The 24,587-nt window shown below is 43.5% G+C and carries 25 protein-coding genes; 19 read left to right on the top strand and 6 right to left on the bottom strand.

The genetic code is table 11. The features are described from left to right. Nucleotides 1–73: 73 nt before the first annotated feature. From AC1RM2_RS31125 to AC1RM2_RS31055, 15 genes are all read left to right on the top strand, one after another. Nucleotides 74–220 carry a hypothetical protein gene (locus AC1RM2_RS31125; RefSeq protein ID WP_492989019.1) on the top strand — a complete coding sequence of 49 codons (147 nt, stop codon included), beginning with the start codon at nucleotides 74–76 and terminating at the stop codon, nucleotides 218–220. Nucleotides 221–285: 65 nt separating this feature from the next. After that, nucleotides 286–429, top strand: coding sequence for a hypothetical protein (locus tag AC1RM2_RS31120; RefSeq protein WP_492989018.1), 144 nt, complete (start codon nucleotides 286–288; stop codon nucleotides 427–429). A gap of 52 nt (nucleotides 430–481) precedes the next feature. Beyond that, the gene (locus AC1RM2_RS31115) at nucleotides 482–637 is read left to right on the top strand and encodes a hypothetical protein (RefSeq protein WP_477386940.1); all 156 of its coding nucleotides are present in this window, start codon (nucleotides 482–484) and stop codon (nucleotides 635–637) included. Nucleotides 638–700: 63 nt separating this feature from the next. After that, nucleotides 701–1,687 carry a hypothetical protein gene (locus AC1RM2_RS31110; protein ID WP_492989017.1) on the top strand — a complete coding sequence of 329 codons (987 nt, stop codon included), beginning with the start codon at nucleotides 701–703 and terminating at the stop codon, nucleotides 1,685–1,687. Between the two features lie 48 nt (nucleotides 1,688–1,735). Beyond that, nucleotides 1,736–1,906: a hypothetical protein gene (locus AC1RM2_RS31105; RefSeq protein WP_477368632.1), complete on the top strand. Its 171-nt coding sequence runs from the start codon at nucleotides 1,736–1,738 to the stop codon at nucleotides 1,904–1,906. Nucleotides 1,907–2,170: 264 nt separating this feature from the next. Then, the gene (locus tag AC1RM2_RS31100) at nucleotides 2,171–3,544 is read left to right on the top strand and encodes a dipeptidase (RefSeq protein ID WP_492989016.1); all 1,374 of its coding nucleotides are present in this window, start codon (nucleotides 2,171–2,173) and stop codon (nucleotides 3,542–3,544) included. A gap of 148 nt (nucleotides 3,545–3,692) precedes the next feature. Then, entirely contained in the window at nucleotides 3,693–4,646 is a 954-nt protein-coding gene (locus AC1RM2_RS31095; RefSeq protein ID WP_492989015.1) for a hypothetical protein, read from the top strand. A gap of 155 nt (nucleotides 4,647–4,801) precedes the next feature. Beyond that, the gene (locus AC1RM2_RS31090) at nucleotides 4,802–6,619 is read left to right on the top strand and encodes a glycoside hydrolase family 2 protein (protein WP_492989014.1); all 1,818 of its coding nucleotides are present in this window, start codon (nucleotides 4,802–4,804) and stop codon (nucleotides 6,617–6,619) included. A 313-nt stretch (nucleotides 6,620–6,932) separates the two neighbouring features. Beyond that, complete coding sequence (locus AC1RM2_RS31085) at nucleotides 6,933–9,422, top strand: hypothetical protein (protein WP_492989013.1); 2,490 nt, start codon at nucleotides 6,933–6,935, stop codon at nucleotides 9,420–9,422. A gap of 473 nt (nucleotides 9,423–9,895) precedes the next feature. Then, complete coding sequence (locus AC1RM2_RS31080) at nucleotides 9,896–12,112, top strand: transferrin receptor-like dimerization domain-containing protein (RefSeq protein WP_492989012.1); 2,217 nt, start codon at nucleotides 9,896–9,898, stop codon at nucleotides 12,110–12,112. A 7-nt stretch (nucleotides 12,113–12,119) separates the two neighbouring features. Then, complete coding sequence (locus tag AC1RM2_RS31075; protein ID WP_492989011.1) at nucleotides 12,120–12,593, top strand: hypothetical protein; 474 nt, start codon at nucleotides 12,120–12,122, stop codon at nucleotides 12,591–12,593. A 54-nt stretch (nucleotides 12,594–12,647) separates the two neighbouring features. Beyond that, nucleotides 12,648–13,118, top strand: a complete 471-nt coding sequence (locus AC1RM2_RS31070; RefSeq protein ID WP_492989010.1) for a PIN domain-containing protein — start codon at nucleotides 12,648–12,650, stop codon at nucleotides 13,116–13,118. Then, nucleotides 13,099–13,302, top strand: a complete 204-nt coding sequence (locus AC1RM2_RS31065) for a hypothetical protein (protein WP_492989009.1) — start codon at nucleotides 13,099–13,101, stop codon at nucleotides 13,300–13,302. Before AC1RM2_RS31070 ends, AC1RM2_RS31065 begins: the two co-directional genes overlap by 20 nt. After that, nucleotides 13,299–13,775: a T6SS immunity protein Tdi1 domain-containing protein gene (locus tag AC1RM2_RS31060; RefSeq protein ID WP_492989008.1), complete on the top strand. Its 477-nt coding sequence runs from the start codon at nucleotides 13,299–13,301 to the stop codon at nucleotides 13,773–13,775. Before AC1RM2_RS31065 ends, AC1RM2_RS31060 begins: the two co-directional genes overlap by 4 nt. 15 nt (nucleotides 13,776–13,790) lie before the next feature. Further along, complete coding sequence (locus AC1RM2_RS31055; RefSeq protein WP_492989007.1) at nucleotides 13,791–14,219, top strand: DUF4348 domain-containing protein; 429 nt, start codon at nucleotides 13,791–13,793, stop codon at nucleotides 14,217–14,219. Between the two features lie 11 nt (nucleotides 14,220–14,230). Here the strand turns inward: AC1RM2_RS31055 and AC1RM2_RS31050 are convergent, their stop codons facing one another. Continuing rightward, nucleotides 14,231–14,641, bottom strand: coding sequence for a response regulator (locus AC1RM2_RS31050; protein WP_492989006.1), 411 nt, complete (start codon nucleotides 14,639–14,641; stop codon nucleotides 14,231–14,233). A gap of 220 nt (nucleotides 14,642–14,861) precedes the next feature. Further along, nucleotides 14,862–16,823 (bottom strand): M1 family metallopeptidase, encoded by a 1,962-nt coding sequence (locus AC1RM2_RS31045; RefSeq protein ID WP_492989005.1) that lies wholly within the window; start codon nucleotides 16,821–16,823, stop codon nucleotides 14,862–14,864. Between the two features lie 197 nt (nucleotides 16,824–17,020). Here AC1RM2_RS31045 and AC1RM2_RS31040 point away from each other — a divergent pair, with 197 nt between their 5' ends. The 4 genes from AC1RM2_RS31040 to AC1RM2_RS31025 all read left to right on the top strand — a co-directional run bounded on the left by AC1RM2_RS31040 (nucleotide 17,021) and on the right by AC1RM2_RS31025 (nucleotide 21,498). Further along, nucleotides 17,021–17,965: a DUF6438 domain-containing protein gene (locus tag AC1RM2_RS31040; RefSeq protein WP_492989004.1), complete on the top strand. Its 945-nt coding sequence runs from the start codon at nucleotides 17,021–17,023 to the stop codon at nucleotides 17,963–17,965. A gap of 21 nt (nucleotides 17,966–17,986) precedes the next feature. After that, nucleotides 17,987–18,853, top strand: a complete 867-nt coding sequence (locus AC1RM2_RS31035; protein ID WP_492989003.1) for a hypothetical protein — start codon at nucleotides 17,987–17,989, stop codon at nucleotides 18,851–18,853. A 112-nt stretch (nucleotides 18,854–18,965) separates the two neighbouring features. After that, a complete protein-coding gene (locus tag AC1RM2_RS31030; RefSeq protein WP_492989002.1) occupies nucleotides 18,966–20,975 on the top strand; it encodes a thioredoxin domain-containing protein in 2,010 nt (669 codons plus the stop codon). A 25-nt stretch (nucleotides 20,976–21,000) separates the two neighbouring features. Next, the gene (locus AC1RM2_RS31025; protein WP_274212623.1) at nucleotides 21,001–21,498 is read left to right on the top strand and encodes an FKBP-type peptidyl-prolyl cis-trans isomerase; all 498 of its coding nucleotides are present in this window, start codon (nucleotides 21,001–21,003) and stop codon (nucleotides 21,496–21,498) included. A gap of 301 nt (nucleotides 21,499–21,799) precedes the next feature. Here the strand turns inward: AC1RM2_RS31025 and AC1RM2_RS31020 are convergent, their stop codons facing one another. From AC1RM2_RS31020 to AC1RM2_RS31005, 4 genes are all read right to left on the bottom strand, one after another. Further along, nucleotides 21,800–22,021 (bottom strand): hypothetical protein, encoded by a 222-nt coding sequence (locus tag AC1RM2_RS31020; RefSeq protein WP_492989001.1) that lies wholly within the window; start codon nucleotides 22,019–22,021, stop codon nucleotides 21,800–21,802. 106 nt (nucleotides 22,022–22,127) lie between these two features. Continuing rightward, the gene (locus AC1RM2_RS31015) at nucleotides 22,128–23,012 is read right to left on the bottom strand and encodes a polysaccharide deacetylase family protein (RefSeq protein ID WP_492989000.1); all 885 of its coding nucleotides are present in this window, start codon (nucleotides 23,010–23,012) and stop codon (nucleotides 22,128–22,130) included. 186 nt (nucleotides 23,013–23,198) lie between these two features. After that, a complete protein-coding gene (locus AC1RM2_RS31010) occupies nucleotides 23,199–24,086 on the bottom strand; it encodes an NAD(P)-dependent oxidoreductase (protein WP_492988999.1) in 888 nt (295 codons plus the stop codon). 4 nt (nucleotides 24,087–24,090) lie between these two features. Continuing rightward, nucleotides 24,091–24,369 (bottom strand): LapA family protein, encoded by a 279-nt coding sequence (locus AC1RM2_RS31005; protein WP_090649341.1) that lies wholly within the window; start codon nucleotides 24,367–24,369, stop codon nucleotides 24,091–24,093. Nucleotides 24,370–24,587 lie beyond the last annotated feature (218 nt).

Raw genomic sequence — 24,587 nt, 5'->3', positions numbered from 1 at the left:
GTTGGATCTGTAGTATTAATTAATACTTAAAATAATAGAATTTTAATATAAAATATTTATAAATATGAAAAAAATGGCACTCTTAACATTGCTTGTAGCAAGCACAGGAGTTTTATCATCAGCTGTTTTGATGTCGCAAAAAAAAGCGGAGCAACCACAGGCCGCCGGTTTCATAAAAGTGGATTCGGGCTTTAAAAAAGATCTGGCAAATGCCGATTGATTATCAGGACAGTAAAACAGGCATTCGGAATTAGATTATTACAAGTACACAAAAATATAACGATCATGAAAAAATTTATCACTATTACCCTGGCAATTTTGTTCACCGGAGGCATCTTTTCTTGTAAAAGAGAAACAATAACCCATGAAACAGCTTCGCTGCACTCCTTCGAAAACAGCGCACGCCGGGATCTTGGCAGTGCCGACTAAATTTCAAATGATCAATAAAAACATTTAAAAAACTCAAAAAATTAAAAACAACATGAAAAAGTTTATCATCATAACCATCGTAAGCTTAACCGCAGCAACCGGCATTTTATCATCACAAACTACTGTTAAAAAATCTGCAACGCCAGAAGCCGTAGCTCTTGCGCCGTCAACCTCTGGTTTCAGAAAAGACTTAGGTCAGGCCGACTAATTACGTACAGCAATAACATTTATTAACAAACAAAATATTATACCCCATCCTTCAAATAAAATCATGAAAAAGCAATCAATCATAGCAGCATTAGCACTAAGCACTATTCTTACATCATTTGTAAACGCAGATAAAAAAACAGAAATCTTATCTAACCAAACAGCTTTCACCGGCGGCCCAAAAAGAGACTTGGGTAATGCAGATTTCACAGGTGGTCCGAAAAGAGATTTAGGTAATGCTGACTTTGCTTTCACCGGCGGCCCTAAAAGAGACTTAGGTAATGCAGATTTCACCGGTGGTCCGAAAAGGGATTTAGGCAATGCCGACTTTGCTTTCACCGGCGGTCCAAAAAGAGACTTAGGCAATGCAGATTTCACAGGTGGTCCGAAAAGGGATTTAGGCAATGCCGACTTTGCTTTCACCGGCGGTCCAAAAAGAGACTTAGGCAATGCAGATTTCACAGGTGGTCCGAAAAGGGATTTAGGCAATGCAGATTTCACCGGCGGCCCTAAAAGGGATTTAGGCAATGCTGACTTCGCTTTCACTGGCGGTCCAAAAAGAGACTTGGGTAACGCAGATTTCACCGGCGGCCCTAAAAGGGATTTAGGCAATGCTGACTTCGCTTTCACTGGCGGTCCAAAAAGAGACTTGGGTAACGCAGATTTCACAGGTGGTCCAAAAAGAGACTTAGGCAATGCAGATTTTACAGGTGGTCCAAAAAGGGATTTAGGTAATGCAGATTTTGCTTTCACAGGTGGTCCAAAAAGAGACTTAGGCAATGCAGATTTTACAGGTGGTCCAAAAAGGGATTTAGGTAATGCAGATTTTGCTTTCACAGGTGGTCCAAAAAGAGACTTAGGCAATGCAGATTTTACAGGTGGTCCAAAAAGGGATTTAGGTAATGCAGATTTTGCTTTCACAGGTGGTCCAAAAAGAGACTTAGGTAATGCAGATTTCACAGGTGGTCCAAAAAGGGATTTAGGTAATGCAGACTTTGCTTTCACAGGTGGTCCAAAAAGAGACTTGGGTAATGCTGATTTTGCTGCCTAATCGATTGCTTTGTAAACCGTTTTTTATAAACATCCAACACTCAACATCATGAAAAAGATTATCATCGCGATAGCCATCATATTAACATCAGGCATCACAGCCTACTCATTAAGTACAAAGGAAACCAAATCGGCGCCTGTTACAACAAAAACCGAAGCCGCATCGTTCACAGCCAAGGCTGGACATGGCCCTAAAGCCGACTTGGCGACCGCCGATTAAATTTACTTTAACCGATGCAGGTTGATGTGTTCTTCAACCTTTTTTAATGCATCTGGTATATTTTATTGAAAGCACTTTTGTATTCCCTGGACGTTTCGGGGAATTTGTGTTTAATAGGAGGGGCGATAGTCATATTATTATAGTTTGCGGAATATAGCTTGCTAAATACTTACCCCGGCCACTCCTCAAACTTTCCTTGCCGCCGCCGGTGCATCGTTCGCCCAAATCAATAAACATCAATATATTTGCGCCAAATTAAATACCATGCAGCACATAAAGCAATATGTTGATGAGCACAGGCAACGTTTACTCGACGAATTATTTGCCCTTTTGCGTTTCCCTTCGGTTAGTGCCGATCCAAAATATAAAACTGATGTTTTAAATACTGCCGACCATGTAGCCCAAAAGCTGCGCGATGCCGGTGCCGATAATGTAGAAGTATGCCAAACCGCAGGTTATCCGATTGTTTACGGCGAAAAGATGATTGATGCCGCTAAGCCAACCGTATTGGTTTACGGGCATTATGATGTACAACCAGCCGATCCTATCGAGCTATGGCACACGCCTCCGTTTGAGCCCACCGTGCGCGATGGTAAAATTTATGCCCGTGGTGCCTGTGATGATAAAGGCCAGTTTTACATGCACGTTAAAGCATTTGAACTGATGATGCAAACAGATACCCTGCCCTGCAATATTAAGTTTATGATTGAGGGCGAGGAGGAAGTTGGCTCATCAAACCTATCCATATTTGTTAAGGCCAATAAAGAAAAACTGAAAGCCGATGTGGTGCTGATATCGGATACGTCGATGATCAGCATGGAGCATCCGTCATTAGAGACCGGCCTGCGCGGCTTATCCTACGTAGAGGTGGAAGTTACCGGCCCTAACCGCGATTTGCACTCCGGCGTTTATGGTGGCGCAGTGGCCAATCCTATTACTATTTTAAGTAAAATGATTGCCGCTATGCATGATGAAAATAACCATATCGCTATCCCCGGTTTTTACGACGAGGTAATTGATCTTACCCCGGCCGAGCGTACTGCCCTTAATAACGCACCTTATGATGAGGCCGAGTACAAGAAAGATCTTGATGTTGTTGAACTTTGGGGCGAAAAAGGTTACTCAACATTTGAACGCACCGGTACACGCCCAACTTTAGAGGTTAACGGTATTTGGGGTGGCTACATTGGCGAGGGTGCCAAAACGGTATTGCCATCAAAGGCGCACGCCAAAATATCCATGCGCCTGGTACCTAACCAAACATTTGAGCAGATTACCGAACTATTTACCAAACATTTCCTGAGCATAGCCCCGACCAACGTTAAAGTAAAAATAACGCCCCACCATGGCGGCGAGCCTGCGGTAACGCCAACCGATAGCATTGCCTACAAAGCCGCTCAAAAAGCCATCGCTGAGTCATTTGGCAAAGAACCTATACCTACACGCGGCGGCGGCAGTATTCCTATTGTAGCCCTGTTTGAAGCCGAGCTTGGCCTTAAAACAGTGTTGATGGGCTTTGGTTTGGATAGCGATGCCTTGCACTCACCCAACGAGAAATACGATATTTTTAACTACTATAAAGGGATTGAAACTATCCCGTTGTTCCATAAGTACTTTGCCGAGTTGAGCGGTTTTTAGAACCGGATGACTTTTGGAAAAATAAAGAACACAACAGCCGGCGGATCATTTTGCCGGCTGTTGTGTTATAATAACATTTTAAGTCGGGAACAATATTGCAGATGCAGCGTGCGATCGCTACTTTCGCGGCAAAAAGACTTTTAACTTTATGACATTTAATTGCGCCAGGCCACTATTATTTAGCCTTTTATTACTCATTTGCTTTTCGCACCCGGCCAAAGCACAACTCGAAACTTTTTATAGCAGGGGCATCCTCGACCGTATTAAAAACGGTAATACCCACGTACTTGTTAACGACACCTCATTTCCAAGGGCTGCAGAATTTTTAGACGTATTTAAAAAGAACTGGACTATCACTAAAAGTGTAAGCTTTTTAAAAAAACAGGATTTGAATGAAAACGTGATAGCGAACGATACCTACTTTATACTTGAGCCGTATAAGATAGATGCGGGGCATAGCACGGTGGTAATATTTACACTTAATCTTTTTACCCCTAAAGACAGGGCAACCAAACAAGGCAGGAAATTTAGAGCTCATGATGAAGATTGGTTAGCTCAAATACAACTTGGTATAGATAGAACTTTAATAGGAGAAGTTTATGTAGACACGGATATGGGACAGTCCTTTCCGTTTGATTTTAATGGCAACAAACATATTTTCAACTGGAGCCCTGGTTTTTTAAAAAGCTACCTGCAAATAATTTCGGCGGCAATAACAGCCGACAAAAAAATTAGCCTAACCCATGAGCAGACTAATAAAGATCAGGTAGCAAAACTAAAAAATCAAACTATTTATATTAATGCAGATGACTATCGTGACGGGGGAATATTCACACGCGACGGGCATAGCTTAGATACCTTAAAGCTATTTAAAGATGTTACATTTAAATACAAACTTATTAGCAATGAGGAATTGGATAAAAAAATCCTCGACGACAAAGCACCAACGTTTTATCTTTTATCGGTTTTAACAGGGGGCTGTAAAATGGTTAGCGTAATTAACTCCCAAACCGGCGAGCAAATCTATCTTAGGTTTACCGGCGCAACATGGAATTTAAAGCCCGGAGATTTGAAAGATCTTTCCAAACAAATTGAAAAGTAAGGAAGACCGATTGGGTTAATGTATGGTATGGCCGGTGGATAATTTCGCCGGCCTTTTTTATTTTGGTATGCCTAAGAAAACGCCGAACAGATCGGGACAGCTAATCGAATAAATTGTTTTAAGTTTGGCTTAACATCAAAGTAAACCTATCAACCATGACGAAAAACCAAAGTAAACGGCTATTGCTATCCTTGCTTTTTACCTTTATTTGTTGTTCTGTTTTATTTGCCCAGGAGGCTTTATTACCCACAGCCTGGACAAAAATGGCTATGGATGCCCCTGTTCCATTTCCCGAATATCCAAGGCCGCAGTTGCAGCGCGGCGACTGGATGTGCCTGAACGGCAATTGGGATTACCAGGGCGGGAAAAATGTACAGGATGCGCTTGCTCCCGAAAAGCCATTATCCTTTGCAGCCAAAGTAAATAAAATTCGTGTTCCTTACTGCCCGGAATCCGTACTGTCTGGCATTCAGCGTAAGCAGGAAATTAATATGTGGTACCGCCGTAGTTTTGAGGTGCCTGCCGGCTGGAAAAATAAACAGGTGATCATTCATTTTGATGCAGTAGCCCACCATACCACCTTATTTATAAACGGGCACAAAGCGGGAGTACACGCCGGTAGCTACGATGCTTTCAGCTTTAATATTACACCCTTTTTAACAACGGGCAACAATACTGTGGTTGTAGCGGCGTATGATTTAAACGATGGCCGTGTGCCATCAGGAAAAAGCGGGCCGCGTGGCGATTACACCTTCTGCTCGGGCATTTGGCAAACCGTTTGGCTGGAGCCGGTTAACAAAACCTACATTGATAACATCCGTTTACTGCCCGACCTGGCAAATAACCGGCTAAAAGTGCAGGTAAATACACAGGGTAGCGGAAAATTAACTGCTGTGGCGCTTGATGGCGGCAAAGTAGTTTCGCAAGCAGAATCAGCCGGTGATACTTACTTTTACCTGCCCATTAAAGCGCCTAAACTGTGGTCGCCCGACGATCCTTTTCTGTATGACCTGAAGATCAGCCTAAAAAATGCCGATGGCAGCGTTGCCGACGAAGTTAAAAGCTACTTCGGGATGCGCGATATTAAATTGGGTAAGATTAATGGCGTTATCCGTCCTTTAGTAAACGGTAAGTTTATTATGCAACTTGGCTTGCTCGATCAGGGTTATTGGCCCGACGGTATTTTGACGGCACCTACAGATGAGGCGCTTAAATTTGATATCAGTTTTACCAAAAATGCAGGTTTCAACCTTATCCGCAAGCACATGAAAACCGAGCCGCAACGTTTTTATTACTGGGCCGATAAAATGGGCTTGTTTGTTTGGCAGGATATGCCAGCCATCTGGTATCAAAATGAAGATACCCTTAAAACACGCAAGGAATTCCGGAAGGAATTGAAAGCGATTATGGACGATCATTATAATTCTCCGTCCATTATTACCTGGGTGCCGTTTAATGAAAACTGGGGCGCGTTTGATGTTAAAAATATAACCAACTGGGTTAAGCAGTACGACCCATCCCGGCTGGTTAATGGCAATTCGGGCTTTAATAATAACCCCTCGTATCAAAAAGCTTACGGCGACCCCGGCAATGGCGATTATGTAGATACCCATATCTATGTAGGTCCATACGATGCCTCGGTGCCCGACGACCATCGCGCGGCATCTTTGGGCGAATTTGGTGGCGTTGGTCTGTTTGTTCGTAACCATATGTGGCCGGTAGAAAATAATGCCTATGATTATGAGCCAACAAAGGCACGCCTTACCGATAGGTATGTGTTTTTACTGGATGAGGTAGAACAGTTGATGAAATACAAGGGTTTAAGTGTTGCCATCTATACCCAAACCACCGATGTTGAACATGAAGTAAATGGCATGTTAACCTACGATCGCGCGGTTGAAAAGATGGAGTTAAATAGGGTAAAAGCCGTAAATGAAGCTGTTATTAAGGAGGGTTATAAAATTACTCCATAACCTGTTTGTCATTGGTCATTGACGCTTCGCTTGTCATTAGTCATTGTCGCTGCACTTGTCATTAGTCATTGTCGCTGCGCTTGTCATTGGTCATTAGTCGGATTTATTTGAGATTTTTAAAACAATCGTCAGCCAATCAAACTTGGCCCTAAATGCCCAATGCCCAATGCCCAATGCCCAATGCCCAATGCCCAATGCCCAATGCCCAATGCCCAATGCCCAATGCCCAATGCCCAATGCCCAATGCCCAATGCCCAATGCCCAATGCCCAATAATAATTGTATTTTTAAAAAATATATAATTATTACTGCTTATGATGGATTGGCTAAAGCGTAACGGGATACATTTTGCTGTTGCGGGTGTTTTTTTAGTATTGTGCTTTTTATATTTTTCGCCTGCATTTCAGGGAAAAACGCTGGGGCAGGGGGATGTGCTGGGAGCGCAATCAACCCAAAAGGAGATCATGGATTACCGCGCCCGCGATACCACCATTTTGTGGACGAACCAGATATTCGGCGGCATGCCCGCATACCAGATCTGGGCACCTTATAAAGCCAATATTGCCACACATATTATAGCAGTGATAGGTTACGCCGTACCCAACCCGGTTGGCATGGTGCTGGTATTTTTGTTTGGTACCTACTTTTTATTCAATGTGTTAAAGCTTAGCCCCTGGCTGGCGGCTGCCGGTGCAGTGGCCTTTACGTTTACCAGCTATAATATGATATTGCTGGCGGCCGGTCATACTAACCAGGCTTTTGCCATCGCTTTTTTCGCGCCTATAATAGCCAGTATTATGCTGGCATTACGGGGGCGGTATTTGTTGGGCACATCTTTGCTGGCTTTATTCCTGTCTGTCGAAATTAAGGTGAACCACCTGCAAATGACCTATTATTTAATGCTGGCCATTTTGATTTTGGTGGGTATCGAGCTTTATCACGCTATTAAAAATAAAACTACAACATCTTTCCTCAAATCATTAGGCTATTTGTTGGCCGCATCACTGTTGGCCTTCGCGGTAAATGCATCAACCCTGTGGAGTACTTATGAATACGGCAAGGATAGCTACCGTGGTAAATCAAATTTAACCACCAGTACCAAAGAACCGCAAAATGGCCTGGCTAAGGATTATATTTATCAATACAGCCAGGGCGTAGCCGAGTGCATTACCTTTTTGGTGCCGAATGCATCGGGTGGTGCATCGGGCCCGGAACTGATTGATCAAAATTCAGAAACCGTTAAAGTATTTACAGATAAAGGCGAGCAGCCAGAGCAGGCTTTAAATTACGCCCAGCAAATTTCTTCGTTTCCCGGTTTGTCACTTTATTGGGGCGAAAAGCGGCCCGGCACCAGCGGTCCGTATTATTTTGGTGCGAGTATTTGCCTGCTTTTTGTATTTGGTCTTATCATTGTTAAAAGCCGCTTAAAATGGTGGCTGCAGGGTACAGTGGTATTAACTATGCTACTGTCATTTGGGGGCAACTGGCCATATTTATCCGATGTGTTTTTAAAGTACTTTCCGCTATACAATAAGTTCCGCGCGGTTGAATCTATTTTGGCTGTGGCCGGGCTTTGCTTCCCTGTGCTGGCCTTTCTGGCCATACAGGAGGTTATTGTTGCTGCCGATAAAAAGTTGTTGGTTAAAAAACTATTGCTTGCCTTGTATATAACCGGTGGGCTGGTGCTGATATTGATCCTGGTGCCCGAATTACTGCTGAGTTTCAGGCCGAGCGACCAGCTAAGCGGCGTTGCCAGTTTAACACAAGCGTTAAAGGGTGACGCAGCAATGGCCAATGCTTTTGCCAATGCAGTAGTTAAAGACCGGGCCAGTCTTGAGCGTGCCGATGCGATTCGTTCGCTGGTATTTGTGCTGATTACTTTTGGTATTGTTTGGGCGCTTATAAAACAAAAACTAAGCCTCACAACAGTTTCTATGTTGCTATTTGCCGTAGTATTAGTTGATCTTTGGCAGGTAGATAAGCGCTATTTAAAGGATACCAATTTTACCGACAAACAGGAGTCGGCAGTTCCGCAAAGGCCTGTTGATCTGGAGATAGCTAAAGATACGGATCCTGATTTTAGGGTATACGACGCCACCGCAGCTATAAAACAAGATGTACAGAACCCGTTTTTCCACAAAACTTTAGGTGGATACTCCGCTGCGCGAATGAAGCGATATGACGAACTGATAGATAATCAATTTACCCGGGGAGCAAACCCGGCTGTACTGAACATGCTGAATGCCAAATACGTCATCGTGCCCGATTCATCCAAACAAGGGCAAACGGTATTACCCAACCCCGATGCTTGCGGTAATGCCTGGTTTATAAAAAGCATAAAATATGTGGACGGTGCCGACGCAGAAATGAAGGCACTTAGCAGCTTTTCGCCAAAAAACGAGGCTGTGGCTGATAAAAGCTATCAAAGCGTTGCCGGCGATTTACAGGCAGGCGATACTACTTCCGTTATCAAACTGGTAAGCTATAATCCCGACCATATGGTGTATAAATCAGCCTCGAAAGCAGGTGGGATAGCTGTTTTCTCCGAAATATACTACGATAAAGGCTGGAAGTTGCTGATAGATGGGATAGAGAAGCCATATTTCCGTGCCGATTACCTGCTCAGGGCCGCGCAGATCCCGGCAGGTGAACATAAGGTGGAGTTTGTGTTTCATCCGGCATCGTATTATGTTGGGGAGGATATTTCCTTGGCTGGCTCTGTGTTGCTGGTGCTGGTGCTGGGCGGTGCTGTTTTTGGGGATGAGATAAAGAAAATGGCAGGGAAGAAAAGCGTGGATAAATAATTTTGATTTATTTAGAGATGCCGGTAGTTTGTCTGAACTCGGATTAAGCAGATTTTTCGGATTTGATTTGCATGCGGTCATATCGGATTAGTAAACATCGTTATCAACCGAGACAATCAAAAAAAATCCCGGTAATCCTCTAATCCGATGAATCGCGGTTCAGACAAAAAAGCGTTAGGGATTGCAGCGGAAAGCCCGGAGCGAGGGGGTAGGGTGCGATGGCCTGCGAGGACTTGCAGCGGAAAGCCCGCCCGAAGGGAACGCCCAAATCGTTCATTGGTTCACTTGTTCATTAGTTCATTGGTCTTTTCTGGTGGGATTGCCAGGTAGATAGGAGATATTCGGCCGAAAATCCATTTGCCCGCCATGAACCATGAACCATGAACCATGAACCATGAACCATGAACCATGAACCATGAACCATGAACCATGAACAAATTTTATTATCTTCACGGATCACCATATACACTGTCATGAAGAAAACCCTTACCCTTGGCTTATTGGCGCTGTCGTCGGCAAGTTTCGCGCAGCAAAAAACATTAATTGGCTTTACACCGGCATCGTCGGTAAAACAACTGGAAACCGAAAAAACGTTTGATGCAGGTTTAAGTCCGCAACGCATTGGCGAAACCATTAAAACACTTTCTGCATTTCCGCATAACATCGGTTCGCCGGGCAGTAAGGCTGTGGCCGAAAAGATATTGGCCATGTACAAAAGCTATGGGTTGGATGCGCACATAGAAACCTACACCGTACTTTTCCCAACGCCTAAAACGCGGGTGCTTGAGCTTACCGCGCCAACAACTTATACAGCGGTGTTAAAAGAGCAGGCCGTGCCTGAAGATGCTACATCGGGCCAGCCCAATCAGCTGCCAACTTACAACGCCTGGAGTGCCGATGGCGATGTGAGCGGCCCATTGGTATTTGTAAATTATGGTTTGCCCGACGATTATATTAAGCTGGCTGCTATGGGCATTGATGTTAAAGGTAAAATAGTAATTGCTAAATACGGCCGCTCGTGGCGTGGCATAAAGCCCAAAGTAGCCTATGAGCACGGTGCCATAGGATGCATTATTTACTCTGATCCTGCTGATGACGGCTATTCTGCCGGCGATGTATACCCCAAAGGGGCGTACAAGAATGAATTTGGCGTGCAGCGCGGCTCGGTAATGGATATGGTGATTTACCCTGGTGATCCGCTTACGCCCGGCGTTGGCGCAACAAAAGATGCCAAACGCCTGGATAGAAAAGATGCAACCACGATATTAAAAATACCGGTGCTGCCTATAAGCTATCATGACGCCCAGCCTTTATTGGCCGCGCTTGATGGCCCTGTTGCACCCGGCGGGTGGGCAGGTTCGTTGCCTATAACTTATCACATAGGCGGTGGTGCCGCGGTTGTACACCTTAAAATGGAGTTTAACTGGGACATGGTGCCCGCTTATGATGTAATTGCCAAAATAAAAGGATCAACCTACCCGGATGAGTGGGTGATGCGTGGTAACCACCATGATGCCTGGGTAAACGGCGCTAACGACCCCATAAGCGGCCAGGCAGCCATGATTGAAGAAACCAAAGCTCTTGGCGACCTGCTAAAAACCGGCTGGAAACCCAAGCGCAGCATTATATATTGCTCATGGGACGGAGAAGAACCGGGACTGTTAGGATCAACCGAATATGCCGAGGCGCACGACAAAGAATTGCAGCAAAAAACGGTGGTATACATCAACTCGGATAGTAATGGCCGCGGCTTTTTAGGTGCTGGCGGTTCGCAGGCGCTGGAAAGCTTTATTGACGAGATAACGAATGGCATAACCGACCCGCAGACTAAGGTAAGCGTGTTCGACAGGAAAAAGGCAATGCAACTGGTTAATGCCAAATCAACCGGCGACAAGAAAGAAATATTGGAACGCAAAGGCGAAAAGCTGGAGGCGCTGGGTTCAGGATCTGATTTTTCTTCGTTCCTGCAGCATTTAGGTATCGCTACGCTTGATTTTGGTTTTGGCGGCGAAGACGGCGGCGGCGAATATCATTCTATTTATGATTCGTTTGATGATTACAAACGTTTTAAAGATCCGGACTTTGCTTACGGCGTTGCCCTGGCCCAAACTGCGGGTCACTCGGTATTGCGCATGGCCGATGCGGAAGTATTGCCCTTTGATTTCAGGAGCCTTCAGGCCACCATTGCTAAATATGCTACCGAACTTACCAAGCTGGCCGATGACACCCGCGAAGCCACCAAAATTGATAACCAACTGATAAAAGCCAATAACTATACACTGGCAGCCGATCCAACCCGCCTATATAAAGCGCCCGTTGCCAAAGATACGGTACCCCCAATTGATTTTAAACCATTAACCGCCTCGTTGGATTCGCTAAAGAAAAGCGCCGATAAACTTGCCATCTACTGGAACGCCGCCGCCCTAAAAGATGGTGACCACGATAAACTAAACAAACTCCTGTACCAGGCCGAGCAGCAATTGCTTGCCGCCGAAGGCCTGCCGCGCCGCGGCTGGTACAAACACACCATTTATGCGCCAGGTTTTTATACAGGTTACGGTGTTAAAACCATCCCTGGTATCCGCGAAGCAATTGAACAACGTAATTGGGACGAGGTGAAACAGCAGATAGGGGTAGTGTCTGGCAGGATTAATGCATTGGCGGGTTATTTGGCGATGGGGGCGAAGTAAAGATGTTATGGACAGTGAAAATTTATTAACTTCAATTTATAATCGTTATACTGAGATAGGCAAACGGATAGTTGGACAAGCGCCCGGAAAATTAAGATGTGACTGCCTTAAAGATTTTAACCGGCAAAAAGGATTGTTTTCTGTATCACTTACAATAATGGTATTAGAGCGTTTACCCAATGAAGACGACTATGGCATTGTATTTTCGACCACCGCACAGCCGGTGACTCATTATCATGGAATGATAAAAAACAAGATTGAAAACGGATTGTATTTAATTACCGATGTAGGTTCTGGCAGTGGTGAGATATTTGACGACATTGACGAAATTATCTATTACCCGGATGATGAATTAAGCAATAGACAAGTTTTAGAAATTGTAGAAGCATTTGTAAGATCACAGTTAAATGATATAAATGAGATTTTAGTTGATAGATACACCGTTAAGTTTGATATAAATAGAAACGATTTTGCTGTTTAAGTTAAATCACGTTATGCGGATATTGCTTGAAAGATATTTATTATATTTACTCAAATGATAAGGCGGGTTTATATCGATACTTCAGTAGTAGGCGGCTTGTTTGATAAGGAATTTTCAGAGAATACAATTCCTTTTTTTGATGCGGTTTCCAGCGGGCAGTTTATCATTCTTGTCTCGGATTTATTGGAAGTTGAATTGTTAAGGGCACCCTTGCAGGTGAAAAGTTTTCTTAACACGGTTCCGATTCAACAAATTGAAAAAATTAAATTAACGGAAGATGCCGCCGATCTTGCTGATCAATATATTAAGGCTAAAGTAGTAGGGCAAACCAGTCGTGCCGATTGTCAACATATTGCTATGGCAACGCTTGCTAAGGCCGATGTTCTTATAAGTTGGAATTTTAAACATATTGTTAACCTTGATAAGATTCGCGGCTATAATGGTATAAATTATCAACTTGGACATGCGATGATAGAAATCAGAACACCAAAAGAAATTATCAATTATGACAACTCAGACTTTTAATAACACAACCGAAGGTGTAGTGCAGGACTTGCGTAAAATTCGTCAGCAAATTAGCAGTGAAATTAAAGATATGACTTTTGAACAGGAACGAGCATACCTTAATAGCCTGCTTAATATTTCAGCACCAGTTGATGAAATATATCGAATGAATGATTCAAGTGATAAAGAATTGGGTATTAAATGATCTTGCATTTAGATGACCTCACCGTAAATATATCTCACATTAGCCAAAGCGACCTTGTAAACAGCTGGCTTTGGTTAATACCCGATCTTAAACAAATATTGCTGATCTCAAAAATGGGCGATATGTTTTTATTAGCTAATAACGGTCACGTATATTGGCTGTCTACCGATGACGGTTCGTTGACTAAAATAGCAGATGGCAAAGCCGGGTTTGAGCAAATGTTGGCGGATGAAGACAATATTGATAACTGGTTTTTGCCATCGCTGGTTAGCAAGTTATTAGCTGCAAATAAGTATTTGGGCAAAAATGAAGTTTATAGCTTCAAAGAATTTCCTATCATTGGCGGCGAATATTCGGTAGATAATATAGATCCTACTGATATCAGTGTTCATTTTACATTAACAGGTATAATTCATGAACAAATTAAAGATTTACCGGATGGGACAAAAGTGCAGATTAAGCCTATTGATTAATTTATAGCTGTCATAGTGAGAATTATATTTATCGTTATAACGCTTGCGGTTTTGTCCTCCTGTAACTTTTCATCCAGGGTTAAAGTGTCTGCGGTTAATGCGCCAGGTAAGGTTGTTGACTCCGGGGAAACCTTTGACGATTTTCGCAATAAGTTTTATACGGATAGCGCTTTTCAGTTAAGCCGGATAAAATTTCCGTTACCAAAAGTTTACAAGGAGACAGATAACGAGCAGAATGTAAAACCCGATTACCTGCAAAAAGGGCAATGGGAACTAAATTTAATGTTGGATAAAAGCCTGTCGCGTATTGAAACCACAAAATCAGATGATGAAGCCAACGAAAGAATAACAACGCCCGTTGATCCAACTGTTATTCAAAAAAGTCAATTCAAAAAAATAAATGGCAAATGGTTCCTGGTATATTACGAAACTGTTGGTTTTTAGAGGTTTTAAATTCAGAAATCGGCAAAAATGTTTTTTATTTTTTCAAAATTTAAGGGCTTATTTATAAAATCGGTTACAAGAGGGCTTTGTTTCGACCTGGTTAAATCGTCGATGCTTACTGAAGAGGTGAGTATATAGATCTTGCTTTTCTTTAGCGAATCGATTTTTAACTTGTCAAATTCGGTCAAAAATTCCCATCCGTCCATTACCGGCATAGCCAGATCCAAAAAAATATAATCTGGAAGCTGCTCTGGGTTGCTGTCATTGATTTTGCTGAGATGGTCTATTGCACTCTTGCCGTTTTGGCAAGAGTCAATTTTGGGGCTCATCAAGTACTTTTTTATCAACGCTTTCACGATAACACAATCCAATTCTTCGTCATCAATGACAAGAATGCTGACACCTGAATCAATAATACCCATTGGCCGATAAACTATTAAACAACATTAATGTTCTGAATGTATTCTAATACGACATTGAATTAATTTTGTTGCAATTTTTAATTAAAACAAGTCAGTTCGCTTCGGTCATGGTGTATTTGGTGCCATACATATATAAAATGGCGATGAGCTAAACCAGCCATCGCCATTCAAAATTCTTACAAATCACTAAATCAATAATTCAGTAATTCGATAATTAAACTTATTCCCCGTAATACACGTTGTTTTTCAAATCAACATCGGGTAGCTCGTGTTCCGGGTCAATCACCATCGATTTAATTTTTGATGTTGATGGATATTTAAACGTCCATACGCCGCCGCGCTGCCAAACGTTTACCGGCAGGTGCAGGGTTTCAACCTTGCCATTGGCCTGTGTAATTTTCAGGTCGACAGGCATGGCCATTTTTTCGTTATTGGTGATGGTGATCAGGGCGCCATTTGCAGCGTTATCGTCAATATATTTAACGCCGGTAATGGCTTGGTCAATTTTCCAGGTGGTGGTAAACCAGCCTTTCCAAAACCAGTTCAGGTCTTCGCCGCTGGCATCGTTCATCGCGCGGAATAAATCATAAGGCAACGGGTGTTTAAATGCCCAGTTTTTAATGTACTCGTGAAATGCATAGTCGAAGCGCTCGGGGCCTAAAACCACGTTGCGCAAAATATCCATACCCAAAGCGGTTTTAACATAGTACTGGCCATAGTCGTTAAGGCCAATGGCCTCGGGTGCGGTCATCAATGGGTCTTTACTGTTGCGGTACTGGCCTAAAATGCGCTGCGCCTGTTTGCTGGTATCGTTATACTCGCCTTTGTTAAATTGTTGCGAGGCATATTCATTAATAAAAGTGTTGAAGCCTTCATCCATCCACATGTATTTGCGCTCGTTTGAGCCAACAATCATCGGGAACCAGTTGTGTCCAATCTCATGGGTAACATCTCCCCATAGCTGTCCTTTTTTAAGACCACCAAGGCAAAATATAGCACCGGGGTACTCCATGCCAAGGGCAACGCCAGATACGTTCACAGCCGAGTTCCATGGGTATTCAAAATAAGCTTTTGAGTAAATCTCCATGCTGTTTTTCAGGTACTCGGTCGACCGGCCCCAGCTATCAACGCCGGCGCTCTCAACAGGATAGGCCGACATAGCAATACCCTTACGGCCCGATGGGAAATTAACCCTCGCAGCATCCCAGATAAAAGCATCCGATGCGCCAAAGGCAACATCGCGGCTGTTCTGCATTTTATAGTGCCAGGTAAGGCTTCCCTTAAACGGACGGGTTGACGATTTGCCAACTTCGCTCTGTTTAATCAGCATAACGGTTTTGTCGCTGCTTTTAGCTTCGGCCATGCGGCTCAGCTGCGCTGGCGATAATACTTCTTCGGGGTTTTGCAAATCGCCCGATCCTACAACTACCATATTGGCAGGGGCGGTTATGTAGTAATCAAAATCGCCGTACTCGCAGTAAAACTCGCCAAGGCCCATGTAGGGCAGGGTGTTCCAGCCTTCTACATCGTCATAAACGCACATGCGCGGGTACCATTGGGCAATTTCGTAAACGTAACCCTGTTTAAACTTTTTGCGGCCCATGCGGTCGGCACCATAAAATGGTATAGCAAAATCGTAATTGATTTTTACGCTTATCTTTTCGCCTTTGCCATCCATTGGGGCGTTAAGGCGCAGTTGCATACGGGCATCGGTTACAACCGGGGTAACTTTATAGGTTTCGCCTTTGTAGGTAACCTCAACCGAGCCTATGTGGTAACCGCCGCGACTAAAGCCACGCACATCAAAGCGGTCGCCGGTGTAGGGGGTTACGGCCGCGCCACGCGAATCGGGTTTAAATAAGTTTTGGTCAAGTTGCAGCCAAAGGTAATCCAGTTGGTCGGGGCTGTTGTTGGTATAGGTGATGGTAACTTCGCCGGTAATCGTGGTGTCTTTGCCTTCGTTAAGGGCGGCTTTAATCTGGTAGTCGGCGCGGTTTTGCCAATAAGTTGGCGATGGTTTGCCGGCATTTGAGCGGGTGCCCTGCCCGGTAACCGGCCAGGTAATGGGGCCAAATGATTCCTGGTGATTATACTTAACAGAGTCGGTTTGTGCCGATGCCGGGTTTGCCGATGCAAACAGGCCAACAGCACATAAAATGTTGATCAGTTTTAAATAGCGCATTTTTGTCAGTCAATAATAAAAACCGCAAATAAAGGGAATTAAATTGTGAAGTTGGTAACAGGCTGGTTTAAAGAAGCTATAAATGTGGGGATATTCATATTTTATTCATGCTTTGTTCTTTTCGGTAATCTGAACAAAGTAATTTCAGCAACGATTATTTATACCTTTATAGTAATATTTAATAACTACTAATCTTGATGCGTCAACCTAAGCCAATAAAATATCTGCTATTGATTTTACTTTTTTTGTTGCCCGCTCAAATTGTTGCGGCTAACGCTATCGACGATCTGAAAACCGATAGCGACGTCTTAAATTTGTTGGTAAAACTTGATACTAATTTTTTAAGCCATGGAAAACCATATATCGAAGTTTTGCCGACTGATAAATTAATACTTACCCTGAAATGTGGTGATGTAGCCCGCCAATGGGATATTAAAACATGGGAGAAGATTGATTTTAATATGGATAATTTAACCGATTTACTGGTAACTGTAAAAAATGGCGAATGGGCATATGTATACGTCATAATTGATAAGGGACATGGCGTGCTGAATCTGCATCGTTTGTCGCAAGGATATGGTGATAATTGCCAGATGGCAAAGCCGATTTTAGTCGATCATAAGCAGATGCTTCGTTTTTATTCAAAAAGATTGATATTCAATGATGGCGGTAATTTGACAGCGACACCAAGGATAGATACCTTGAATTTTTTATACGGTGATTTTATCGAATTTAACCCTAAGCCTGCAAATTATAAAATAAAGTCGGTTTATATAAATGCATCGGCATGCTTGGGTACTTGCCCCGTATTTAAACTTAATATGGCTGCCAATGGCAACGCTGTATATAATGCAATATGGAATAACCCTAAAAATGGGAATTATAAGGGAAGAGTATCATTGGACAGACTGGCCGAAATAAAATCTTTGATCAATTACATCGATATAAAAAAGCTGAAAAACTCCTATAGCGTAAACTGGACTGATGATCAAACGGCATTTATCAAGGTAGAATTTACAGATGGCACAATCAAAACCATAAATGATTACGGGATGATCGGCAGCTTTGGCCTTAGCCAATTATACACCTTGCTTTTTGATTTAAGAAATACGGAGAAATGGGACTGGGTTAGTTTTGATTAAATATAAATTGGAAGATAATATATGGGAGCCTGGAGTGCTACGATTTTAGGAAACGATACCGCCTGTGAGGTTTATGAAAGGTTTATCGATCTTTATAATTGGGGAGAAAAAGTAGATGAAATTGCCGAGATCGTTTTAGATGAACAGGCCGAAAATATCATTTATGATAAAACCAATGTCTGGCTTGGGCTTGCTTTGGGGTGTTGGGAGTGTAAGGTGCTAACTTCGGAAATTTACGCAGTTGTAAAAGATATCATTGAAACAGGTGAGGATTTGAAGGCCTGCCGCGAACTTGATGCAAGCGAACAGTTTTTAAAGGACAGGCAAAAAAATTTAGATAAGTTCTTAAGCAAAATATCGGTAGAAAAAACCCAAGCCCGATTAATAAAAAAACAGCCCCGCGAGTTTTCGTCTATTTATGTGCCCGGAGCTTGTTTGGCTTGCAAAAATAGCGCGGGTAATTACATTGGCATTTACCTTAAGGAGGCCGAACACTTCAGGAATAAGGGGGAAATAATGTTTTGCTTTCTTGACTTCGAGACGTGTGAGATGCCCGACTTGCAGACATTTAAGGGAAGTCGATTGTATGGCCTTGATGCATTAAGCAGCGAATGGAAAACAGCTATTTATCGTGGAAATGTTATGGGTATTATTTATGAAAAGGATACCCGGTTTGTGTTTTTTGATACGCTTGATAAGCGGTTTAAAATTGTAGGTGCCCTTAAATTCGCTGATAACAGTAAATGGATATGTAATTACGGGGGTGGATATATGAATAAAAATTATGCCGATAATTTTATAGATGTGATAGAGAAGGCACGGTTAACGACCAAAGAGAAATTTCCTGTTTCCGATATTACTTTAGCGGAACTTTTGGACAAAGTTTAATAAAGTAGTTTCAATTTAGCATCCTTACGTAAAACTTTCTCCACCAATCCTGCTTTAACCTACAGGTACAATTATATTCGCACATTGCATTGATAACGCAATACCATCTGCTATGAATAAACTTGCAAATTCCACCTCTCCATATCTGTTGCAGCACGCCAATAATCCTGTAAACTGGTACCCCTGGGGTAAAGAAGCCCTGGATAAGGCCAAAGCCGAGAATAAACTGATATTGGTAAGCATTGGCTACTCGGCCTGCCACTGGTGCCACGTAATGGAGCACGAAAGCTTTGAGGATGCAGCCGTGGCCGCGGTAATGAACGAGTATTTTGTTTGTATTAAGGTTGATAGGGAAGAGCGGCCCGATGTTGACCAGATTTACATGAGCGCCGTGCAACTCATGAGCGGCCGTGGCGGCTGGCCGTTAAACTGTATTTGCCTGCCCGATCAGCGGCCAATTTATGGTGGTACCTACTTCCGTAAAAATGACTGGACATCGCTGCTATTTAACCTGGCCGATTTTTATAAACAAAAACCGGAGGAAGCAGAGGAGTACGCCGTTCGCCTGACAGACGGCATCCAAAAATATGAATCGATCCAATTTGTAGCCGATCAGCCGGATTATACAAAGGACGACCTGAAAGTTATCGGCGATAACTGGAAGCGCTATTTCGACAGGCAGGAGGGGGGTACAGGCAATGCGCCCAAATTCCCGATGCCCAATAACTGGCAATTGCTGATGCGATATGCGCATTTGACCAACGACGACGAAATTGCCAAACAAGTAAAATTAACCTTGCATAAAATGGCTTTCGGCGGTATCTACGATCATGTAGGTGGCGGCTTTGCCCGCTACTCGGTTGATGGCCGCTGGCACGTGCCGCATTTTGAAAAAATGCTTTATGACAATGCCCAGCTCATAACCCTGTACTCCGAAGCCTACACCTGGCAGCCCGATGAATTGTATAAAACAGTGGTTGATGAAATTATTCATTTCACAGCGGCTGAATTGGCATCGCCGGATATGGGTTTTTACTCGGCGCTTGATGCCGATAGCGAGGGGGTAGAGGGTAAATTCTATATTTTTACTAAAACCGAAATTGAAACCATTTTAGGCGACGATGCCGACCTGTTTTGCATTTATTACCATATTAACCAAGACGGCAACTGGGAAGAAGAACACTCCAACGTGCTCTTCAGAAAAGAAACGGACGCGCAGCTGGCCGAAAAGCTGGGCTTAGGGGTGGATGATTTGCTCACCCAAGTAAAAGCATCCCGCAAGAGGGTGTTCGAAGCCCGCCGCCACCGCATCAGGCCGGGTTTGGATAACAAGATACTGGCATCATGGAATGGCTTAATGTTAAAAGGCCTGTGCGAAGCTTACCGGGCTTTTGATAAACCGAAGTACCTGGAACTTGCTTTGAAGAATGCTGATTTTATCATGGATAACCTTATAGGTCAAAATGGCAGGCTCTCGCGGGTTTGCGGCAGCCCGGTAATTGATGGCACCCCGATAGCGTTTTTGGATGACTATGCCAATGTCATAGATGGCTTCATCGCTTTATACGAAGTTACCTTCAATGAAGATTGGTTGCAGCAGGCAAAAGCGCTTACAGATACCGCTGTGGCCCATTATTACGATGAAAACAACGGCATTTTCTTTTATACTGCCGATGATGATGAGCAGCTGATAGCCCGAAAATCGGAAATTATGGATGGGGTTACGCCGGCCAGTAATTCGGTAATGGCGCGTACCCTTAAAAAATTGGGCCTGCTTTTTGATAACGAAAGCTATGCAGCGGTTTCGGCACAGCTGTTACGCAACATTATGCAGCAGTTGGCAAAGTATGGTACAGCTTATTCAAACTGGACCATGTTATTGCTTGATGAAGTGTATGGTATTTATGAAGTTGCCGTAACGGGGCCCGAAGCCGAAACTGTAAGAAAGGAACTTGAAAATAATTACATACCCAATAAAATTATATTGGGAGGTACAAAAGGAAGTTTACCTTTGTTACAGGATAAGTTTGGTAAATCAACACAAATATTTGTTTGTATAGATAAAACCTGCGGATTACCTGCTAATAACACGGCCGACGCACTAAAACAAATGCAGGCCTGATTGCTTATTTATAAAAACAGTAACAATGAAGATTGAACCACAGCACGTAGTGTCATTAACTTACGATTTGTATGTTGACCAGGATGGTACCGAAACTTTAACAGAAAGTGCCACACAAGAACAACCTTTAACCTTTTTGTTTGGTGCCGGCCAGATGCTGCCCAAATTTGAAGAAAACTTAAGCAGCCTTTCAACAGGTGATACTTATGAATTCCGTTTAACTGCAGGCGATGCTTATGGCGAATATGATGAGGAAGCCGTAGCCAACCTGCCTAAAGAAATGTTCCAGGGTGCAGAATTACCTGAAGTTGGTACTATTTTGCCTTTACAGGATAACAATGGCAACCGTTTCCAGGCCCAGGTAGTATCAATAGCCGAAGACGCGGTAATTGTTGATCTTAACCACCCTATGGCCGGCCAGGAACTGCACTTTAAAGGTAGCATCCTGAACGTACGCCCGGCTACGCCAGAAGAATTATCACACGGCCACGCGCATGGTCCGGATGGTCATCACGCTCACTAAGTTTATTGATCGTAAAATATTTGGAAGCCCGTTATGTGAATAGCGGGCTTTTTTGTGCCCCTCCATACGCGTCATTGCGAGGTAGTTTAGAGCATCGTTTAACCATATCCGGTGTACGTTATGCCGATTTTTATAGGTTTTACCTGGTCGGTACTCGCAATGGTATCTTTCTCATTACAGTTTTTTCCAGCGTAGGCTGCTGGTTACCTGATATATCTTCTGCACGTTAGCGATTGCAGCGGATACCGGCTAAGCGCTTCCAGACTTACGAAGTTTTTAAAACTTCGTAAGTCTTCGTTGGTTAGGCGCGGTTCAAATCATCTTCAATGTCATCCCAATTGCGCGCTGTCGTTTTCCCGTCTAAAAAATCCTGCCTTGTTTGTATAAAGCCGTTTATTTCAATCTCAGAAAATAGGTGTCCGCTATTTGCGTCTATTGAGTAGCTTAAACCAAATCGATTAAGGATCTCCTGTAAAACAGAAAGGTCTTTATCGTCAGTGATGTTTACGGTGAGCGTAGTCATAAACGAATTTACTGAAAATTATTTTCAAACGCTATTCCAAACAAAAACGGCCCATCTTCCAAAAAGGCGGGCCGTTTCACATTCCCCCTTCAGGGGGTTAGGAGGCTTAGAAACTATTCCTTACGCTGTTGCTAAAAGTTTTGGTTGTCCAGTAGCCGCTATCTAAAATGCGGCGTACAGTCATTAACGGATAATCTGGGTCGCGTTTATCGGCCAGTTGGAAAGCTATTTTAAAACCTTTCTTTTGAATCTCGGGCAATACCGGTTTTTTCCATACACCGAAAGGGTAGGCAAAGTAGTCAATTTTTTTGCCGGTTATCTCTTCCAGCTTTTTGGTTGGCTTGTCAATCTGGGTAACCCAGTCGTCAACTGGCTTCGTGGTTATTTTTCCGTTTTTGCCTTTGATCTTAATTTCTGAGTTATGCGAGTACTTATCTACCCGGTGATGGTCCCAGGTATGGCTGGCAATTACGTTGCCCTCGTCTGATAGCTTTTTAACCATGTCTGCGGTCATATAATGCGGGCGGCCTAACGATACTGTCATCACAAAATAAACTGCCTTAAAACCGTACTTTTTAAGCGTAGGGTTGGCAATGGTAAACTGGTCAAGATCGGTGTCATCAAATGTAAGCATGATTGGTTTTTTGGGTAACGCCGCGCCGGTGGTAAGGTAGGCGTACAACTGATCGGGCAGGATGGTGTGGTAGCCACTATCGGCCAGCATTTTTATATGCTCTTTAAATGCGGCAACCTGAACAATGTAATCTTTGGCTCCTTTGGAATCAGTAGGCTTCCAATCGCGTATTTGGTGGTAGCAAACGATGGGCACTTGTTTACGAGCCATCACAGCTTTGTTATCTACAGAGGCGGCCGAAGCAGGCGCAGGGCTCGTGGCGGATGCACTGGCAGACTTGTCGGTTGGTTTTCCCTGGCATGACATGGTTGCGCCCAATGCGCAAACTGCCATCCATACAAATGTTTTCTTTATCATAAAATAGTGGATGTTTTTTTAATTAGTTCAACAACGGCGAAATTAGGATTTTATTGAGATTTTCTCAGAGTTAAGAATCAAGAGTCAAGAATCAAGACGGAAATTTCCTAAATCATGAATCAAAAAATCTCATTTCAAATTTGTAATCAAACTAAATCCGAAATCGAAAATCCCAATTCCGAAATCCTAAAGTCCTGCATCTTCGCTTACACCGCGGCCAAAACCTTCTACCCAGTCCCTGTCGCCGAGTCCTTTTGCTACGGCGCTCAATAAGCGGCTGTGCACTGCGTTTACAAGCGGCATGGGTGTGTAGCTCGCCTGTGACAGTTTAAAGGCAAGGCGGGCGTCTTTATAGCCTAATTTGGCTTTGAATCCTACGGGTTCATATTGCTTGTTTGCAATCAGCCTGCCGTAGTTTTGGTAAATAGGGGCGTTGAATAGCGTTGATCCAAAAAAGTTGGCCACCTGCGCGCGGTCAAGCCCGTTCTTCTCGGCAAGGGTGTAGGCCTCGGCCATCATCTCCATTGATGCCATGATCATGAAGTTGCCGGCAATCTTCACCACGTTGGCACCGCCAACTTCCTCGCCAAAATCATGTATGGCCTGGCCCAGGCAATCGAGTACTGGTTTGGCAATATCTTTTACCTGCTGAGGCCCGGAAACGCAAATGAAAAGTTTTTTTGCCGCTGCCGCCTCGGGCCTTCCGAAAACGGGTGAAGCCAGGTAATGACTGCCCGCCTGCTCATGGGCATTAGCCAGCTCAACTGCTGTTTCGGGCGATATGGTGCTCATGGATATGTGCACAGCATTTGGCTGTAGCGTTTTCAAAATTCCGTCGGGCCCTGTAACCGATTCTCGCAACACGTCATCTTCCGATAGCATGGTGATCACGATAGGTACACCGGCGGCCGCTTCGGCGGGTGTTTGGCATTTGGTGATGCCGGCCTGGTCAAGCTCGTCGGCTTTGCTGAGGGTGCGGTTATGGACTTGCAGATGGTAGCCTGCCTCGATAAGGTTTTTGGCCATGTGGATGCCCATGTTGCCAAGGCCGATAAATCCGATTTTGTTTTTCATAGTGTTAGTTAATGTAGTCCCTGTCTTCGTCACTTAGTGTATTTTTATCTTCTTTTTGGTGGATGTTGTCGTGGTAACCTTCAATATCATATTTTGCTTTTTTGGGGCGGCCAACCATAAAGCCCAGGACAAAACCTACAAGGGTCATGGTGATCATGATGGCCAGTTTGGATACCCTGAAACTCATGAACAAAAACGCGAAGGTTACATTGTCGGTATTTTGGGCAAGAGCGGCCGTAAGCAAAATGGTGATGATAATTATTGTGATGGTTTTTATGCTCATGATGTTTTGATTTAATAAAGTTAACAGTTAATACAAGATGCAGTTTTTAATGTTGAAATAAAAGGGGTTTTAGATATGAGATATTAGATGTGAGATTTGAGACGGCCTGGCAGTGATAATTGGATGTTCCAAATTAGTAATTATCCAGATCGGATTTTTCTCTCCATGCCTGTCTTTTTTTACCCCGAAAAAATTTGGAGTTAAATTCTGTCACGGAA

The organism is Mucilaginibacter sp. GW822-FHT03E02 (assembly GCF_058801545.1).
This window is presented reverse-complemented; position numbering and strand designations above follow the sequence as displayed.

Excerpts from the sequence above, each read along its gene's own strand:
- AC1RM2_RS31110 (WP_492989017.1), top strand. The coding sequence starts at position 701 with ATGAAAAAGCAATCAATCATAGCAGCATTAGCACTAAGCACTATTCTT.
- AC1RM2_RS31005 (WP_090649341.1), bottom strand. The coding sequence starts at position 24,369 with ATGAGCATAAAAACCATCACAATAATTATCATCACCATTTTGCTTACG.
- AC1RM2_RS31065 (WP_492989009.1), top strand. The coding sequence starts at position 13,099 with ATGACAACTCAGACTTTTAATAACACAACCGAAGGTGTAGTGCAGGAC.
- AC1RM2_RS31030 (WP_492989002.1), top strand. The coding sequence starts at position 18,966 with ATGAATAAACTTGCAAATTCCACCTCTCCATATCTGTTGCAGCACGCC.
- AC1RM2_RS31010 (WP_492988999.1), bottom strand. The coding sequence starts at position 24,086 with ATGAAAAACAAAATCGGATTTATCGGCCTTGGCAACATGGGCATCCAC.
- AC1RM2_RS31035 (WP_492989003.1), top strand. The coding sequence starts at position 17,987 with ATGGGAGCCTGGAGTGCTACGATTTTAGGAAACGATACCGCCTGTGAG.
- AC1RM2_RS31090 (WP_492989014.1), top strand. The coding sequence starts at position 4,802 with ATGACGAAAAACCAAAGTAAACGGCTATTGCTATCCTTGCTTTTTACC.
- AC1RM2_RS31080 (WP_492989012.1), top strand. The coding sequence starts at position 9,896 with ATGAAGAAAACCCTTACCCTTGGCTTATTGGCGCTGTCGTCGGCAAGT.
- AC1RM2_RS31100 (WP_492989016.1), top strand. The coding sequence starts at position 2,171 with ATGCAGCACATAAAGCAATATGTTGATGAGCACAGGCAACGTTTACTC.
- AC1RM2_RS31050 (WP_492989006.1), bottom strand. The coding sequence starts at position 14,641 with ATGGGTATTATTGATTCAGGTGTCAGCATTCTTGTCATTGATGACGAA.
- AC1RM2_RS31070 (WP_492989010.1), top strand. The coding sequence starts at position 12,648 with ATGATAAGGCGGGTTTATATCGATACTTCAGTAGTAGGCGGCTTGTTT.
- AC1RM2_RS31040 (WP_492989004.1), top strand. The coding sequence starts at position 17,021 with ATGCGTCAACCTAAGCCAATAAAATATCTGCTATTGATTTTACTTTTT.
- AC1RM2_RS31115 (WP_477386940.1), top strand. The coding sequence starts at position 482 with ATGAAAAAGTTTATCATCATAACCATCGTAAGCTTAACCGCAGCAACC.
- AC1RM2_RS31125 (WP_492989019.1), top strand. The coding sequence starts at position 74 with ATGGCACTCTTAACATTGCTTGTAGCAAGCACAGGAGTTTTATCATCA.
- AC1RM2_RS31105 (WP_477368632.1), top strand. The coding sequence starts at position 1,736 with ATGAAAAAGATTATCATCGCGATAGCCATCATATTAACATCAGGCATC.
- AC1RM2_RS31085 (WP_492989013.1), top strand. The coding sequence starts at position 6,933 with ATGATGGATTGGCTAAAGCGTAACGGGATACATTTTGCTGTTGCGGGT.
- AC1RM2_RS31015 (WP_492989000.1), bottom strand. The coding sequence starts at position 23,012 with ATGATAAAGAAAACATTTGTATGGATGGCAGTTTGCGCATTGGGCGCA.
- AC1RM2_RS31120 (WP_492989018.1), top strand. The coding sequence starts at position 286 with ATGAAAAAATTTATCACTATTACCCTGGCAATTTTGTTCACCGGAGGC.
- AC1RM2_RS31095 (WP_492989015.1), top strand. The coding sequence starts at position 3,693 with ATGACATTTAATTGCGCCAGGCCACTATTATTTAGCCTTTTATTACTC.
- AC1RM2_RS31075 (WP_492989011.1), top strand. The coding sequence starts at position 12,120 with ATGGACAGTGAAAATTTATTAACTTCAATTTATAATCGTTATACTGAG.
- AC1RM2_RS31060 (WP_492989008.1), top strand. The coding sequence starts at position 13,299 with ATGATCTTGCATTTAGATGACCTCACCGTAAATATATCTCACATTAGC.
- AC1RM2_RS31045 (WP_492989005.1), bottom strand. The coding sequence starts at position 16,823 with ATGCGCTATTTAAAACTGATCAACATTTTATGTGCTGTTGGCCTGTTT.
- AC1RM2_RS31020 (WP_492989001.1), bottom strand. The coding sequence starts at position 22,021 with ATGACTACGCTCACCGTAAACATCACTGACGATAAAGACCTTTCTGTT.
- AC1RM2_RS31025 (WP_274212623.1), top strand. The coding sequence starts at position 21,001 with ATGAAGATTGAACCACAGCACGTAGTGTCATTAACTTACGATTTGTAT.